The organism is Nocardia sp. NPDC058176, from assembly GCF_042883805.1.
GTDB lineage: Bacteria > Actinomycetota > Actinomycetes > Mycobacteriales > Mycobacteriaceae > Nocardia.
The window spans coordinates 95,746-112,327 of record NZ_JBHVVA010000011.1; the positions used below are offsets into that span (position 1 = coordinate 95,746).

At 66.5% G+C, this 16,582-nt stretch carries 16 protein-coding genes; 9 read left to right on the top strand and 7 right to left on the bottom strand.

Going from position 1 to position 16,582, the window contains the following annotated elements; genetic code table 11:
* Positions 1-68: 68 nt before the first annotated feature.
* From ACFVVM_RS32930 to ACFVVM_RS32955, 6 genes are all read left to right on the top strand, one after another.
* Positions 69-584 carry a helix-turn-helix domain-containing protein gene (locus ACFVVM_RS32930; protein ID WP_387626327.1) on the top strand — a complete coding sequence of 172 codons (516 nt, stop codon included), beginning with the start codon at positions 69-71 and terminating at the stop codon, positions 582-584.
* An 805-nt stretch (positions 585-1,389) separates the two neighbouring features.
* A complete protein-coding gene (locus tag ACFVVM_RS32935) occupies positions 1,390-1,773 on the top strand; it encodes a hypothetical protein (protein ID WP_387626329.1) in 384 nt (127 codons plus the stop codon).
* Positions 1,774-1,980: 207 nt separating this feature from the next.
* The gene (locus ACFVVM_RS32940; protein WP_387626331.1) at positions 1,981-3,351 is read left to right on the top strand and encodes a cytochrome P450; all 1,371 of its coding nucleotides are present in this window, start codon (positions 1,981-1,983) and stop codon (positions 3,349-3,351) included.
* Between the two features lie 26 nt (positions 3,352-3,377).
* A complete protein-coding gene (locus ACFVVM_RS32945; RefSeq protein WP_387626333.1) occupies positions 3,378-4,406 on the top strand; it encodes a GAF domain-containing protein in 1,029 nt (342 codons plus the stop codon).
* A gap of 116 nt (positions 4,407-4,522) precedes the next feature.
* The gene (locus ACFVVM_RS32950) at positions 4,523-4,798 is read left to right on the top strand and encodes a hypothetical protein (protein WP_387626335.1); all 276 of its coding nucleotides are present in this window, start codon (positions 4,523-4,525) and stop codon (positions 4,796-4,798) included.
* Positions 4,799-5,200: 402 nt separating this feature from the next.
* Complete coding sequence (locus ACFVVM_RS32955; RefSeq protein ID WP_387626337.1) at positions 5,201-6,880, top strand: hypothetical protein; 1,680 nt, start codon at positions 5,201-5,203, stop codon at positions 6,878-6,880.
* Between the two features lie 51 nt (positions 6,881-6,931).
* On the opposite strand, the gene ACFVVM_RS32960 is transcribed toward ACFVVM_RS32955, so the two are convergent.
* The 5 genes from ACFVVM_RS32960 to ACFVVM_RS32980 all read right to left on the bottom strand — a co-directional run bounded on the left by ACFVVM_RS32960 (position 6,932) and on the right by ACFVVM_RS32980 (position 12,251).
* Positions 6,932-7,810, bottom strand: a complete 879-nt coding sequence (locus tag ACFVVM_RS32960) for a hypothetical protein (protein WP_387626339.1) — start codon at positions 7,808-7,810, stop codon at positions 6,932-6,934.
* Between the two features lie 298 nt (positions 7,811-8,108).
* Positions 8,109-9,218, bottom strand: a complete 1,110-nt coding sequence (locus ACFVVM_RS32965; protein WP_387626341.1) for a hypothetical protein — start codon at positions 9,216-9,218, stop codon at positions 8,109-8,111.
* 72 nt (positions 9,219-9,290) lie between these two features.
* A complete protein-coding gene (locus tag ACFVVM_RS32970; protein WP_387626343.1) occupies positions 9,291-9,554 on the bottom strand; it encodes a hypothetical protein in 264 nt (87 codons plus the stop codon).
* Complete coding sequence (locus ACFVVM_RS32975; protein WP_387626345.1) at positions 9,524-10,477, bottom strand: ParA family protein; 954 nt, start codon at positions 10,475-10,477, stop codon at positions 9,524-9,526. Before ACFVVM_RS32975 ends, ACFVVM_RS32970 begins: the two co-directional genes overlap by 31 nt.
* Before the next feature lie 58 nt (positions 10,478-10,535).
* Entirely contained in the window at positions 10,536-12,251 is a 1,716-nt protein-coding gene (locus ACFVVM_RS32980) for a ParB/RepB/Spo0J family partition protein (protein WP_387626347.1), read from the bottom strand.
* Positions 12,252-12,796: 545 nt separating this feature from the next.
* Between ACFVVM_RS32980 and ACFVVM_RS32985 the strand changes: the two genes are divergently transcribed.
* Entirely contained in the window at positions 12,797-13,606 is an 810-nt protein-coding gene (locus ACFVVM_RS32985) for a hypothetical protein (protein ID WP_387626349.1), read from the top strand.
* A gap of 124 nt (positions 13,607-13,730) precedes the next feature.
* On the opposite strand, the gene ACFVVM_RS32990 is transcribed toward ACFVVM_RS32985, so the two are convergent.
* Complete coding sequence (locus ACFVVM_RS32990) at positions 13,731-14,114, bottom strand: hypothetical protein (RefSeq protein WP_387626351.1); 384 nt, start codon at positions 14,112-14,114, stop codon at positions 13,731-13,733.
* A gap of 468 nt (positions 14,115-14,582) precedes the next feature.
* A complete protein-coding gene (locus ACFVVM_RS32995) occupies positions 14,583-15,194 on the bottom strand; it encodes a hypothetical protein (protein ID WP_387626353.1) in 612 nt (203 codons plus the stop codon).
* A 299-nt stretch (positions 15,195-15,493) separates the two neighbouring features.
* Between ACFVVM_RS32995 and ACFVVM_RS33000 the strand changes: the two genes are divergently transcribed.
* Positions 15,494-15,991: a hypothetical protein gene (locus ACFVVM_RS33000; RefSeq protein WP_387626355.1), complete on the top strand. Its 498-nt coding sequence runs from the start codon at positions 15,494-15,496 to the stop codon at positions 15,989-15,991.
* Entirely contained in the window at positions 15,988-16,506 is a 519-nt protein-coding gene (locus ACFVVM_RS33005; RefSeq protein ID WP_387626357.1) for an AAA family ATPase, read from the top strand. The genes ACFVVM_RS33000 and ACFVVM_RS33005 overlap by 4 nt, the downstream gene beginning before the upstream one ends.
* Positions 16,507-16,582 lie beyond the last annotated feature (76 nt).

The following is a 16,582-nucleotide window of genomic DNA, read 5'->3' on the forward strand; positions in this document are numbered from 1 at the left end:
AATCAATTACACGTTACGTTCAAACCATACAACCACCTTCTGTGACTCCGCGCTAGTAACCTGCTTGCATGACTCGTCGTGACCCCGACCCCGGACGCGCTGCCGTGAGCCGCAGTGTCGGACGCGGATTCGATCCGGACCGCCTCCGTCGAGAGCGCTTGGCCGAGGAGGGAACGCTGCGCCACGCAGCGGGCCTGCCCGAGATCGAGATCGCCGATCTCGCGCGACTCACCGGCGTCTCGCCCACGGCGATCTACAACTGGGAGTCGAGGTTGCGTGCACCGCACGCCACCCTGCTCAAAGCGGTCGCCGACGAACTGAACGTGCCGATGGACGTGCTCGTCGTCGTCGCGCCCGAGAAGCGCACGCTGGCGGACCTGCGATGGCTCGCCGGGATGTTTCAGACCGGCGTGGCCACGCAGCTGGGCATCACCACCCAGACCTACGGCCGGATCGAGCGCGGCAACCGTGCGATCGGTAAGGACCTCGCCATCGCCCTCGCCAAGCTCTATGACGTCGAGGTCGACGTCATAGACGCCGCGTGGCAGCGCGCGCACCGCCGCCCCGCCGGCGCGAAGGCCTGACCGAGCTCCCCGAAGTCCCTCCAACCCCGCCGTTCGTCCGCTCCAAGCGCGCGAACGGGCAGGTACAACAGATGTTGGCATCCAACAATCCCGTTGTGCGAGTACAAGATTCATTGTTCCCCTGCTCACTGTCCGACGATCCGATTGCCCGTTCGCCAGCGCCGTCGGCGCCGCTACGAACGATGACTCCCCTGCGATTTCCCCCCGATCCCCCATCTCAGCCCCGGCGCCCCCGCCGGTCGATGCCCGCCACTTCCTCGGGCCGGCCACGCGGCCCGCTTCGCGTCGAACCCCACCGAGCGGGCACGACGACAGGCACCACACGAGCAGGGCTCAGGTGGCGTGGAAGGGTTCGTGGTGGGGCCGAACGGCCCGTGAATTCGCTTGTGGCTGACATGGTTACCCCGTGGCGTTCATACCGATACGACGAGCCACACTCCCGAAATAGCCTCGGTAGCTGCACTCATCGATCTGGACTTGTCGACACGGCCAGGGGATCAGCCACCCAGCGCTCTCGCAGTTAACCATATCGTTATCGGCTTTGGCAATCGCCTTACAGCCGCAGGCTATAGATCCCGCCGTAACGCCGTGGCCAGGGCATTTGCTTCGGCCACGGCAGCGGGGTGAACACATCGAGCCCAACCCGATCCGAAGCACTGACCGGATGATCTTGATTAGGTAGGACATCTCGAAGCCGCCTAATCACGGCGGTCACTGCACCCCGTTCCTGAGCGGAGGAGCACCGACGGGGTCGTTCTAGACTCCGGCGATCAATCGACGGCTTCTCGGACCGACTGGAGTGAACGTGGACTACTACCAGGACACCCCCGATGCCCGCACGAAGATGACGCGCCGCCGCCAGCTGACCGGGCAGCTCTGGAAACTCACCGACGACGAGCTGCCGGAGACCTTCCGCCTCGCGCTGACGGCAAGCCCGACCCACGCCGAAACCGGCCAGGCAGCCCGCGCCGTGGGCAACCTGATCGACGCACTCGACCGGGCGCTGGCCCTGGCCCGCGAGCTGGCCGAGATCGACGCCCCGACATCGGCCGCGCTGGAGAGCTGGCAGCGCTGGCTGGCCGAGCACGGCGCCCACCATCCCGACGACGAGGCCAGGCACATCGCCTACGTGCGATTCAGAGATGCCGAGCTGCAGGCCCAGCACGAGCAGCGGAACCCAATCAACTGAGCGGATCGTTCGGGGCGCTGCGGCCTCCGCACCGAGGCTGCCGCGCCGACTTCGTCGGCTTGCCACATGGACCCGCGCTGATCACCTCGAGTTGTCGGTCCAGTCGTGGCTCCGAATCCCCGGCAACCTCACCTCGCGCCGCACTGCGCGAGGCCGTGTGGCTGTGGCCAGGGCCTTTGGACTGACCTGCGTCAGTAGGGTGATCCCATGGCGACACGATCGATCGACGAACTGCCGCACGCGCCGGGCCGAATACCGTTTCTCGGAGACGTCACCAGCGTCGACCGGAAAACGCCGACCCAACACGAACTCGAACTCTCCCGCACCCTCGGCCCGATCTTCGGGCGCAAGATCCTCGGCGAGACCCTCGTCGTCGTCTCCGGCGCCCGCCTTGCCATGCAGTGCTCCGACGAGAACAACTGGGCCCGCGCCCTCGTCGGCCCCGGCGCCGCCCTGCGCCGCCTGGCACCCAGCGGACTGTTCACTGCCAGGACCAGCGATCCCCTGTGGGCGCAGGCCCGCCGGATCATGGACCCCGCCTTCACCGCGGCCTCCATGCGCATCTACCACGCATCCATGCAGACCGTGGCCGACGACCTGATCACCGACTGGACCAAACGCAGCACCGTCGACGTCCACGACGCCATGACCCGAGCAACACTGGAAGTCATCGGGCGCGCCGGATTCTCCCGACATCTCGGCCTCCTCGGGCCCGAGACCGGTGGCGAGCCCGATGCCACCGCGTTCGTCGCCGCCCTCGGCTCGATCCTGCGCTGGGCGAGCGAATCGACCAACGAGCTGCCCCTCCTCGGCGCGGTGCGCAACCGGCTACGTGACGGCCAGGCCGCCCGCGACATCAAGGTGCTACGCGGCTACGTCGACCAGATGCTCGCCGAACGCCGGGCCGCCGGCACCGACCACGACGACCTGCTCGCCGCGATGCTGCACTCCCCCGACCCCGAAACCGGCGAGTTCCTGCCCGACCACAATGTCGTCGACCAGGTCCTGACCTTCCTCGCCGCCGGCCACGAGACCACCGCCGCGCTACTGGAATCCACCCTGTTCTACCTCGCCCGCGACCACGAGCTGCAGCACGCGCTCCGCCAAGAGGTCACCGCGGCCGGTAGCCTCGACTACCGCGCCGTCGCGGGCCTGCGTGGACTCCGCCAACTGCTCAACGAGGTCCTGCGCCTACACCCCCCGGTCCCCGGCTACTTCCGCCTCGCACGTACCGACCAGGATCTCGGTGGATTCAAGATCCCCGCCGGGCGCGCGGTGTTCGTGCTGTCGCTGGCCGCCCAACGCGACCCCCAGGTATGGGGCGAGCGCGCCGAGCAGTTCGACCCCACCCGCTTTGCCGACCGGCGCGGTGAAGCCGCCGAACGCTTCTTCAAACCCTGGGGCACCGGCCCGCGCAGCTGCATCGGCATGTCGTTCGCCCAACACGAATCACTGCTGCTGCTGGCGCGCATACTGAACTGTTTCGACCTCTCCACCAGCGCAAACGAACTCAGCATGGTCGAGCGCGGAACCCTGCGACCGGCCGGATACACCCTGACGGCGACCTACCGATCCTGACCACGCAGACCACACGGGAGACGATGATGACCTGGTATCTCGTTGAATCTCTCGACCTACCGACCGCACCGATGAGCATCGTCGCCAAGGAAGGCGACCACCGAGAATGGTCGGGGATCCGGCGATTCAAGCGCGACGAAGGCGTCGACCTGCTCGACCTGCTCATCCAGGTCCGTCGCCACGCCACCCCGATCTCCCAGACCATCACCGGCGCCAAAGGACCCCGCCTCGTTGAGGCGATTCCGATCGTCGGAGTCGACGGCGACGTCTATGGAATCCACGTCTGGGTCGGTGAAACCGAACCGAGCACACCACCCCGGCCGGCGGCAGCAATCCGATGGAACTCCGGCGAGCTGCAGGTCCAACAGCAACTCGAGTCCTGGATGATGTCGACCGACGACGCAGACGGCTTCAAGCGTGTGCGCAGCCCAGGCGAGTTCTTCCGGAAAGTGGTGCGTTTCGACAAGGCGCCCGAGCTGATCCAGATCGCGACGAAGCCGGTCGCCGGGCACACTTTCGACGCCACCATCACCGTGCTCCATGACCGCGGCCACCTCATGTGCTGGCAAATCGCCGCCCGCACACGCGACGACGAGCACTCCGGGATGCGCGCGCTCACCCACGACATCACCGACGTCTCCCCGCCAGAGATCGGGCCGCTCGAAACCCTCGGCCTCACCGCCGAACCCGACCCTGACGCCCCGGCTGCCGCGCTGCTGGCCTTCCCGCCCGACTCCGACCGCGCGATCATCGCATTGTGGGTCACCAAGGCGCCCAGCTGGGTGGATTGGCTGCGTGAAGGCGACATCGAGCTCATCCATCCCGACGACCAACGAGAACTCGCCCGCACCACCACGATCCTGGCGCCCGACCTTCCCGGGCACGACCAGCACGGGGAAATCATCACCCAGGCGCGCATCCGCGCCCACACCGAAACAGGGTGGCAGCCCGTCAGCATCACCTCCCGGCGATACCCAGGCCCCGCTGGCGAGCGACTCCACATCATCCGCATCTGCAAGATCGACCAGGCTGAATCCGGGTCGCCGCCAAAATAATTCGGTGTAATTGCGAGCCGGAGTTTGCGGTGCGCGCGAAAATGCGTTGTAATCCAGGTGACAAAGATGCCGCGTGTTGGCTTCCGCACTGGGGACAAGCATGGAAGGATCGCGACATGGCAAAGCCTGGACCGAAGGGGAAAGAGTACACAACCGAACGGGTCGTGTTTCGCCTCCACTCCAACGTCGAGGCCGAGATCGACAAGTTGCGCGGGTGCACTTGCCCGCGAAACGACGAGCGGTGTAAGTGCGGTGCCGAAGACCGGAGCGCGTGGCTGACCAAGGTGGTGGCGGAGAAGGTTCAACGCGACCTCGCGGAGCTTCTCGTGCCGAACAAGCCCGAGTTCACCGACCAGACGACCACAGACGAGGAGCTTCGCGAGATCGCGTAACCCCCCGGGTATCAACGGGGAAATGTCTATCCACTGACAACCAACAACTGAACACAACTCCGCGGGCCCAGAAACTTCAAAAGCCCCCGGCCACTATGTGACCGAGAGCTTTGAAGCGGATTCAGACGAGGTGCGAACTCTCTGAAACCGTCGGCCCCCAAACCCAGAGGCCAAATGTCATACGAAGACAGGTCTCAGGATAGCGCATACCTACGGCCCGGCTCAACGAACGCGGCCAACACCAGCGATGGTGTCGCGCATCCTGACCACAGCAAAGGGCTATCGCCCCACGTCAAACGCACAATTCTCCGTGCGTCGAACCCGGATCGTGATCTTTTCCGTGCCCTCGAGCGGGTGATGTACCGCGGCCGATGGGTGTGCGTCGGCGCGGACAACCGCGGGGTGAGCACGGTCCGCTCCCTCGACGCGCTCCGCCGCGCCCTCGACACCGCCGACGTCGCGACCGTCGCTGCGAGCCTCGTCGACGGCGTCCACGGCGCCGACATCGACGCCGAGGACCCGGTCGTCGGCGACGCCGTCGCCGAAGCTCTCGTCGCCTGGTGCGTCGCGAACAACCTGCCCTACCTCGTGCGGGAAAGCGGACGCCCCGGCGGACGCCACGTCATCACCGCGATCACCCACCACCGCGTCGACCCCGCCCAGTGGCGGGCACTGTGCAAAAAGCTCTCGCAGCGGTATCGCGTCGTCGTCGACGACCGCAGCGACAAAGCCCTGCGGCTGCTCACCGCTCCCCACCGGCTCGGGCTCCCCAGCCCGATCATCAGCTGCACCCTCACCCCCGGCGATGTCATCGACGCCCGAAACCTCTTCCCTGGCCGCGAAACCCGCGTCAGCGAGCGAAAGGCCACGACGAAGGCCGGTAAGTCGGCGCGGCGCGTGCCCGACGGCTCACGGTCGGAGGCCGAGTACCGCGTTGCGCTGGTTCTGGCCCGACGCGGATACACCGCCGAGGAAGCGTGGACTGAGCTCAAAGTCCAGCTCAGCGACAACGCGAAAGTGTTCGAGCCGGGACGGGGCCGGGATTGGTGGCAGCGCTACGTCTGGCTCAGCGCGGTCACCACGGTGGCCGCCGAGCAGCGACTCCACCCCGACCAGGCCTGGGCGCTCATCGAGCGCGACCGGATGACCGAGTGCGGGCGACCGTGGTGGGACGAGCTGTGGTCCATCGCGGTCGCCGAAGCGGCCACCGGCCGCCCCCGAGCCACCACCCTGGTCGGTGAGCTCTCCCCCACCGCCCTCGATGCCGCAGACCCGGGAGAAGCCGAGGCCATGCGCCGCGGCCTGCACGAGGCCGTCGAGGTAGTCCTGGCCAGCGTCGACCCGCGCCGACGCCAGAGCGTGCTGATCCTGCTGTGTGCCCTTGTGCCCGCCCTTCTGGTGCGGGGCGGCTCAATGAGCATGCGCCACATCGCAGAACGCGGCCAGATCCGTACCAGCACCGTCCAGTCCGCAGTGGCCACCGCCGTCGAGTACGGGCTGCTCGTCATCTCCCAGCGGTACGGCGGAGGAACGGCCAAGACCTGCCAGGTCTACGCACTCGGACCAGCCGCCCTCAGCTACATCAGGAAAGCTCAGCAGAGTTCTCCGCACACTAGCTGTAGCACCCCCGCCCCCACCGGCTCCGCCAACCAATCCGCCCTCACCGAGCTCCACGCAGCCGAACGCGCGGCCTGGACACCCCGGTGCGACGTCCTCGCTGCTCTGGCTCCCGGTGAACGACTCGCGACCAGCCAACACCCCCTGGCCAAGAACCTGCGGTCGACCTGGGCACAGCGCAACTGGTGGCGGACCAGGAGCCCCGAGGAGCAGGCCGAGCGGCTGCGGCTGCGCCGGGAAACCCTTGCGGGCCTACACCGCTCGACGAGGAATGCCTGGTTCGACTGGCTCGTCAAACGCGAACAGATCGCCGCGGCCGCGGCCCGGATCTCGTCCGGAGCCGGAACGGACGAGGACGGCGCCCTGGTCACTGCCGCGCCGATCGCACTGCACCGCGGGCTGAAACGGCCGCCTTGGACCGCAGATTCGGTCGACGACGGACAAGGTGTGCTGATCGCGGCATGACCCATCACACCGTCGTGGGACCGCGGCGCCAGCCTCAGCGCTGCGGTGGCCTCAACGCTCGAAGCCCGGTGCTGGCATGGGCGCCAGCGTGACCGACGGGAGTTCCGTTGATGCGGGAGCAGATTCAGCGATCCGGCCGCGTGCTCGCTGGCGGGACGATGGCGGTGCCTGCGCCCGCAGCGCACTCAGCACACCTACCAGCTCGGCATCCACCTTCGGCACGGCTGCACTTCCCGACTCCGGCGTACGGCGGTCGACGACGGCCGCTCGGCCGGGGGCCTTCTCGGGAACGGGGGACTCGAGCAGTTGTTCACCGAGCTTGCGGACAGCGGCCGGGTTCGAGATCACGTAGGTGCGGTGGTTGCCGATCGAGCCCTCACCGCCCTCCCACGCGTACACCCCATCGAATCCGCGCTCGCTCAGGTGCTTCGTGAAAAGCTCGCCGCTACGCTGAGTTACGAGCTTCACCGCGCCGACCTCGGTGCCACGACCTGAGTCGATCTCGTCGATGAGCTGGTCCAGCGCCATCGGCCAGGCCCAGCTACCGGTCTGGTCGGCGAGGACTCGGTGCCGCTCGACCACCAGATCCTGGCGAAAGTCGTTCATCACCGCGGTGACCGTGGACTGGTCGGTGAGGTCGATCAGGCGGGCCTTCTCGACTTCCACCCTGTACAGCACCGGGACTCCCCCGTGCTGAGCGCGATGGTGGGCGTACCCCCGTGCGGCAGCCTCGTCGGTCAGGTAGACGCCCGTGCCGAGCGTGTCCTCCTCCGCCGCATCGAATTCATCGATCCCCGGGGTGGCCGAACCGTGGTAGAGGACATGCCTTTCGAGGGTCACACTGGACAACGGCATGAGCGGCTCCTTCTTCGATAGGTCGAGGAGGTAAGACCCAAACTGATTGACTCTGATTGCAATTGGAACGATCATCCGGGTGGAGTGGAGCCGGGTGCTGGCTCGGACTCATGATGCCACTGCAGGTTCGGCTGAGCGAGGGTGCTTGGCTCACGGTTAACGGGTCATCACCGATCAGACCTTGCAGTGGTTCGGCCCCTGGCGCCGTTGGGGGCGCCAGGGGCCGAACCGTGTCCGAACCTCTAAAAGGTCGTGCCGAGTTGTGCGTTTCTATCTGCGATCCGCCTACGACGGGACGGCCACCACAGTTTCGTCACTGTGACGCATTTTGCGGGCTCATGCCCCGCCTCGGCCTCCCACGTGTAGATGCCACCTACGCGGCCGCCTTTTGGGTGGGCGCGGTTCCGTTGACGATCTCACCGGCACGGTGGATCAGGCGCCGCACATCAGCCTCGTTGACGTTGAACGCGTGCGAGATCTCGCCGGGCTCGTCGCCGTCTTCATAGGCGGCGAGGATGGACTCCACGGTGTCGACAATCCGGGCATAGTCGCTCGGGTGGGTGCGCGCCGAGTTCGGCGCGGACTCGGCAACGATCTCTTCCGCGAGTTGCCGAAGATCAATCTCCTCGCCGGCCTGCTCCTCCTGCTCAGCGGCGACCACGGCATCCACCTGATCGAGTTCTCGGCCAACGTCGGTGTCAGGCTGCAGTTCGCCGCGAGTCCTTTCGAGGTCTGCATCTGCCTTGGCAAGGATCTCGCTGTAGCGGCTCGAGATCCACCCGTGCAGAGCCATTCCGATCCCGATCATCGCTGGCGCAACTGAGAACTTCGCTGCGGTTCCCCAATCCTGCGCGACGACATGTGGCCCGGCGTTCATGGCCAAAGTTACCGCCATCAGGATCACCTCGAACGTCACGGCCTTGCTTCGATCGAGGTCCATCCGAACGCTCGTGGCTGTCGTCGACACCAGCATGAGCGCAACCACGAACCCCGAGACGATCGCCTCGGCGCCGAAGGAGAACCACCAGAGCGGATCGGTCCACGTCGAGTGCGGGGCGAGATTGCGCTGGACGTTCACCGCGGCCCATCCCAGCGCGACGCATACCAAGGCGATCAGTACCCGAGAACTCCACACCGACCGTTGGTACGCCTGCAACCGCCGATACTCGGGAGTGCTGATTCGGGTCAGCCTCCGCTCGGCTGCGTCGCGCCGCATCGAATCCCGCGCCGCACGACCTTGCGCTCGAATCCTCGCGCGGGCTGTACGGAATTCCTGCTGGCGACGTAAGTCCCTCAGCCTTTGCGCCTGCTTCTTGTCGCGTGTCCGCTCTGCATCCGACAAGACGTCGAGCAGTTCCCCGCGTGCCTGCATCGGCGCGAGAGCTAACGCCTCTTCGAGTTCGGCAGATAGGCGCTCGACGCGATTGAGTGCCCTGCCGTCCCGCGCCGGCGCCGGCGCGTCATCCAGTGTCTGTGTTGCCATCATCCCCTCCTAGCTTTCGTTCGATTCACGGTGAATTGCGCGCCGCGGCGCGCTACGTCGGGCGTGCTCGGTTCAGTCCGGCAGCCGCGGTCCCGGCTTGAGGGGTACGTCGTCGCCAGACAATGCGTTGCCGTCGTTGTAGGTGAGCTCGGTTTGTCGGAGCAGCTCGATCAAGGCCCGGTCCACGAAGTCGCGCATGCTGAACTGCGGCCTTCCGTTCTCTTGGATCAGGCGCACCGCGGCCCGCACCCGGCGGTATAGATCCAGGCGCACGCTCACTGTGGGGTCGCGCTTGGCAGGTGCCATCAGGCCGCGTGACGCGAGGTCGACGGCCACAATCCGCGGGCCTTCTGGTGCTCCACCACCCGGTCGTAGTCACCGGCGACATCTCGGGTCGGCCGGTAGAAGTGCAGTGGAATCGCCTCGTTGAACGCTCGCTTCACGTGGCGGGTCTCCCGCACCGGTGGGGTAACGCCACAGAGCGCCGCGTCGGCGTACTCATCTTCGATCACTTCGAGCAGTTCGTGGAAGCCGGTAGCGGGTCGGAAGTGATAGTCCCGCAGCTCCCTCTCCCCCTTCGTCGGCGCGCCTGTAGCCGTCGGGACGATCGTCGGAACCACGCTCAGCAGTTTCAATTGCGGCCGGTTGTAGAGCTTGGCTGTCCGCTTCAACATTGCGATCAGCGGGTCGAGTCCCTCCATCTCCTTGCGGCCTGGCGCCGAGCAGGTGATTACGCCGCTCATTCCGGTCCCGCCGTCGGGGAAGTCTTCTTCCGCTGTCGTGGCTAGCATCGCGAGGGTGTTGAAAGGACTGTCCACGCCGCCGCAGTCGAGGAGCCGAACGTCGGCGACTTGGTCGGGATCGCTGTGTGCCTCGGCGATGAAGGCATCGCGGAGCGAGTCCAGCAGCGTTCGGTCGCCCACCATTTCTACCGACAGGGGGCTGAGTGTCTCACGGGAGGCTGGGATGATCCGAACGCGATCGAGGTACTTGTAGACGTCCTCATCGTCAGCGTTTCGCCCCAGGTAGTACCGGGCAGGCAGACGCACTTCTTTCAGAGAAGCCTTCCCCCTCAGCACATCTGCGACCGTCGGGCCGTTCCATTCCTCATAACCCAGCCAGGACGTCGGGTTGGCCTGTAGGTCGATGTCGACCACGTCGACGACGAGGCCGTCTGCGGCGAGCTTGCACGCCGTGGTGATCGCTGTGACCGTCTTGCCGGTGGAACCGGCCATACTGATGAACGCGGTGGTCGACACGTGGCTACTCCTTGGAAGGGAGGGGCAATTCACCGTGAATTGCCCCCCGGTTGAGGTGTCAGTCTGTGGGGGAGTCGGAGGCGTCTGCGGGGTTGCTCTCAGGCTGAGCGGCAAGCGATTCACCGTGAATTGCCTTGGTGGGCGCAGTCGAGACAGGAGCGCGCAGCCGAGACAACTGAGCCCCTTCCCAGGGGGAAGGCTCAAACTCGCCGCCATCGACCAGGCAACTCAGGTACGCAGCATCGAGCTGGTCCCAGAGCCGACCTCTTTCCGCAGCGCGAATCTCGCACGCGGCCAGAGCGACGGCCCAGAGCCCGCGCTGAATCGCCTTCTGGTCGGTCTCGGCATCGAACTCAGCCTGCCACTCCGTAGCTGAGGTCGCGGAGGTCGCACCGCTGCCGAGGAGCCACCCGTGGGCCAGGGCCCAGGTTCGCGGAGAGTCTGTGCGAACCCGAGCCTTCGTGAGCTGGATCAGCAACGCACCCAACCGCTCCCTGCTCGCGCCCTTCGCTGCCAAGGTGGCAACAGCAGCTCGCCGAGCCCGCTGCGCAGCTGATCGCAGTCGAGCATCGTCGTCAGAGGCCTTCTCACCATCGGGCTGTGATCGTCGCTCTTGGCGCCTCACCACGTCGGTTCGGTCGTCAACCGGCGCGGGCTCGGGCTCTGGATCGGGCGCGGACTCGCGGAAGTACACCAGCGTCCGTGTGTCCTCGTCGAGAGCCGCGACAATGCCCTCGGTCCCGGGTTCGGGTACTTCCAGGAGTCGGTGGTGCTCAAGGCGGTCGCCGAACGTGCTGCGCGGGTCCTCGACCACCTCGAAACCGGCCTCTGCGGCGACTCGCCGCGACCGGCGCTCAGTACGCACACGCTCCACAGCCCGCTTGGCGGGAACACCCTCGAGCACGTAGCCCAACGCAGTCCGCTGGTCTTCCACCCGCTGCGGCGAAACAGCCTCTTCGTCGATGAAGGTCTGCCACTCCCAGCGCGCCTGGCCGATCGGCAGTTCACGGGCAAGGGCTTCGGCTGCGAGCAGGCCGATCGTTCCTTCGCTCTTCTCGGTCGACACCAGGTGCTGCGCCTCGGGAATCAACCAGAGCAGCGCGAGATGGCGGCTTACCGTCGGTTGGCTGACACCCATGATGTCGGCGACATCGGGCTGGCTCATGCCGTCGTCTATGAAGTTCGCATACTGGTGCGCAGTCTCGATGACGGTCAGATCGTCACGGCCTGAGTTCTCCAGGCCCATTTCTACAAGATCGCCACCATCCTCCATCACCGAGTCGTCGATGATGGCCGGCACAGTCTCGAGGCCCTCGAAGCGGGCACCCGCGCACCGCCGGTGTCCGTAGATCACGATGTAGGCAGCGTCGGCGGGGATCTGATCTGCCAAATCGGGGCGGTGCTTGAGGAACGCTGCGCGGGTCACCACCAGCAGCGGGATGACGACCTTCCCCACCTTGCGGATCGAGCGAACGAGCTCTTCCCACTTGGGGTGGCCGGGCTGAGGCTCTGATCGGCGCTTGGAGTTCAAAGGGTGCGGTGCCAGGGCACTCACTGGCAAATCCGGGATGGACAATCCCGCCGCAGCAGCTTTGGCATGGATGTTCGCCAAGGCGGCGGCGACATCGCCGCTTTCGTCGTCTTGCGCTGCGTCGATGTCCGCCGTGTCGAAACCCGCTCCCGAGGCCGCTTCCCTCACTTCGTCGGACGCGTCGCCGCCACGCCGACTTCGGTAGCGCTCCGCAGGCTTCTCACGCGTGAGTCGGGACCCCATTCATCCTCCTCATGATCATTACACGTAAAACATGTAATACAAACCTTACTGCATAGAGACTGGATCCGCGAGGGCGCGCGCAGCGCGGATTTGTTGCCTCAAAGACCCCCATCGAAGGGGGCAATTCACGGTGAATTGCTATCGCGTTCGTCATGGAAACCCGTCAGCGGGTGGGGAATGGGATCGGGTCGAGCCCAGGGAAGGTCGTCGCGATTCGGCAACGACGGGATCCCGACAATGGTAGGTCGGCAGGCGGGGGATCGGAAGAGCGCACGCCGACCAATTCACCGTGAATTGATCCATCGCCAGCCGCATGGAGCTCCGCGCGGCAGAAGATGGCTGCCGCGCGAGCTTCGCTCGCTTGCCCCAAGACCTGCCTGGCCACTACTCGTTGGGGCCCGCCAAAGGACCCCAGGCGTAGGGCTGTTGATTCATCTGCACGATGGGGGAGCGAACGGTACAGGGGGCCGCGTAGGGCGTTCCATCGGGGCCCAGGTGGGCAGGAAATTCCGTGCCAGGTACGGCGGGCGGACATAGGATCGGGCATGACCAGCGACGCCGACTACACGCGGATGATTCGATCGACCTTTCCCACGCTAGACCTGTGGCAGACCGCAGGGGGAACCGCGTTCAGGCCCGAGTCGGGCAGTCAGCTTCGCGGCGACGACCTCGATTGGCCGTACGCGCCGCTGTCGGCGGTAGCGCATCAGGGTCTGGCTGTTGCGGTGACGCACTTGCAGGCGATCCGTGTGCACCTGGAGCCGGAGTCCGGTCCGGGACAGCTGTTCCCGCTGCCGCAGGCCACGCTGTGCCGGACGGCGCTCGTCGGCGCCGCGCAGGCCGTGTGGCTGCTCGTCTCCGATGACCAGGAGGTGCGGTTGTGCCGCCACCGCATGCTGATCACGGATATGCACCACAACCACCGCCAGTACCTAACCGACCTGCAGACCTACGCGGGCGGCGAGCCGCATGAGGGCACCGAGATCGTTGCCGCGCACCTGGATACGCGCATCCAGGAGATGAAGGCCAAGCGCGCGGCAGCGAAGGAGACGGCCCTGTTCCGCAACACCAAGATGATCAGGCAGGCCGCGCGGGAGGTCTTCGCCGGGCGCGCGGACGCCGCGCAGCTTGAGCAGGCGGCAGTGCTGGTGTGGCGGTCGGGATCCGGTGCCGCGCATGGGTTCTTCTGGCCGACCTTCGGCGGCCCGGGAATGACACAGACTGCCGAGCCCGACGCCAACGGCGTCGCCGAGTTCGCCGTCGGCGGCTCACTGGGGGAGCTGGCCGAGCCCTACCTGGCCGCGTTCGCGATGTGTGAGCAGGGCTGGAAGTTGCTGCGTCAGCGCGGATGCTGACGGAGGTGAACTATCGGGCGCGGCGGCCGAGGGTGATGAACGCGGTGACCACCGGCACCGAGACCGTGCTGAAAATCAGCACGACTGCCAGGGGAGCGCCCTGGTCGCGCTGATGGATGGACCCCTAGGTGGTAGGGCCCTCGGACACGTCCGCGACGAGATCGACGAGAAGCTCGATGAGCTCACGATCGCGACGTTTCAGTGGGAACGTGCCCGCGGTGTCGGCGGCGAGCAGCTCGCGGCCGATCTGGGCGAGTTCGCGGGCCTGGCGGTCGGAGATCCGGACGGGCTCGTCGTATGCGCCAGTTGCAGCGCTGATTTGGCGCAGGACCGGCAGGTCGTACTCCTCGGGCAGGGTGACCGGGCGCCCGGCTTCGAGCGCCCGTTCGGCGTGATAGGCGATGGTGAACGGCGGGCAGCCGTACACCTGCGAGCAGGTCGAGATGTACCCGGCTGCGCTCGGAACAAAAGTGGCCGTCAGCTCGGCGGGCATGAATTTGCGGTACATGGTGGTGACCTTTCGGAATTTGGTGGGCTGGCCTCGGTCGAGCGGGCAGGGCGTGGCAGTGTTGCATCCGCTCGACGCCAGGCGCTACCGGACCGACTACGTATCGGGATCAGCGATGGGAGACGGGGAAGCGGGCGCTGCGGCCGCGCGTCGGCCCCGGCGAGGATTCGGCAAGCGGCGCGGCGTGGCACCGCGCACAAGCCTTGGGGGCCGCTCGCGCAGGTACCTATCGCTCACCCGCAGCGCGGCCCGCCGCCTGGCCGGATCCGAGTGGAAGATCGCGACGTACGCTGCGGCCGTGTGGATCAGCCCGTCCTGACGGATCCAGATCCACAGTCCACCGACGCCGCTGGCGACCGCCCCAGCCAGCACGATTTCAGTCGTTGTCACGACCAGCTCCTCTGCACGAGATGAAGCAGTTCCGCATCAGGTGCAGGGCGCTCGATCGACCTGACAGCGCGGCGGTGTTCAGTGGGCATGGGGGACGTCGGGCATCGCGTCGTGGAGGTAGCGACGTGTCGTCGTTCCGCCCGAATCGTCGCAGGTGGGCACACCGTGGCGCTCGGCCATCTCGTCGACCCAGTCGATGAAGGCCAGTGCAGAGCCGCCGAACAGCGCGCGCACCCGGTTTTGCATCGCGCGGACGTCATGCCCGGGAAGGAAGTCCGCGCTGGCGAGTTCGCCACAGCCGCACCGGCACGGGCGTTCGACGAAGGTGCGCTCCTGGGGCAGCTCGATGTAGGACACCGGGTTGCGCGAGTTGTTGCCAGCCGGGTCCCGCCGACCGATCCAGGCGTCGTACACCGGATGCCCGGCGGCCAGCGCCGGGCCGATCAGCTCGACGCGGTCGTCGTGGTCAACCCACCCGGTGATCTCGCCGACCGCCACAACCACATCGCCATACACGATCAGGGCGAACCGTTCGCGGCGCAACCGGGCACGGTTGATCTTCCACAGCCCGCGGCTCCCCTCCCACAGCGCGGCCGCGGCGCGACCGGGGTACCAGCCGATGAACGACCGACCCAACGGGTCGTCGATCGTCGGCCGCACAAGGACCGGGATACGCAATCGCACCGCCATCGTCGTCCCAAACCTCCAGGTCAGGCGGCCTCCGGACCGCAAGGATACTTTGCTATCCAGATATTAACAGTTAGGGGTAGACAATTTGATTCCGACATCAATTGTCTACCTCTGCCCAGTTCTCGACCCCGCATCAGGTTCATGTCCGCTAATAGCAGTTATCGGACATGAAACGCCGAAACCCCTGCATACACCCCACTTTCGTGTCAGAATGGTCGTGGCGACCGGGGGAAACAGGTCGGTGGCCACCGCTACGCTCGGCGAAAGACCAGCTCACACGCCAATTCGCGGGGGACTCCATGACCGATCAGCCCGACCATCTCGATCTCGCTCCTGCCTATGGCAGTCCCGAATTCATGGGACCGATAGACCCCTTCGACAACGCCGCCGTCGAGGCCGCCTACGCGGCCACGCTGCCAGTGACGCCAACCGCCCGGGTCTGGGCCGATCCGACATACCCCACCGGCCAGACCGTCACCGTCACCGCCGGGCCCGCTCTCGACCTCGCTACCTGGACCCCGGTCGGGCCCGTCCTGCACCAAGACCGCCTGCCCGACCACGACGAAGACGACGACATCATCGCCGCCGCCGAGGATTCGCTGGCCGCCGCGGGATGGGCCGTGACCCGACACTGGGTCGCTGACTCGTTCGGCTGGCGCGCCGGTGTCGACCTCGCCGAGGAGGCGTCGCTGGAACACCGGCCCCGCCGACGTGAGAAACAGGCAAGCAGGTCGGTGGCCACCGCTACGCTGCCCGAAAGACCAGATCAGACACCGAATTTCAGGAGACCTTCGTGACCTACCCCAACACCAAGGGCCGCCTCGGCAAGACCACGAGCGCGATCAACCTCGACGCCGCACTGGCCCGCCACCACGACGGGCAGGTCCTGGTGATCGACCACGACGGGCAGCCCAGCGCGGTTGCCCAGGACGGTGGGCTCGCCACGCTGCTCGATCACGCCGTGCGCGCCGGGCGCCAGGCGCCGACCACCGACCTCATCTACGGACCGGAATGGACGGCCCACCTCTGGACCGACCCGCATTCCGGCCATCGCGGACCGACCCTCACCGTCACCACCACCGGTGTCCTCGACCCCGAGGCTCACGCCCGGCCGGAGCCGGTGTTCCAGCGACGCCTCCTCGGCGAGGTCGACACCGACACGATCGACGCCGACGGAACCATCGCCGCCGCGGAGGCGGCGCTCACCGCCTTGTTCAAGCGAACCGGCGAGTGGACCGCCGACGACCTCGGCTGGCGCGCCACCGTCGTCCGCCAGATCCTTCGCCAAAGCCCTCGGGACATCCAGCGGTGACCGGACCGACCTCTCCTGTGACCGGGGTGCCCGCGAACTCAGCGACACCCAGTTTCAGCACGCAACGTCACAGTGA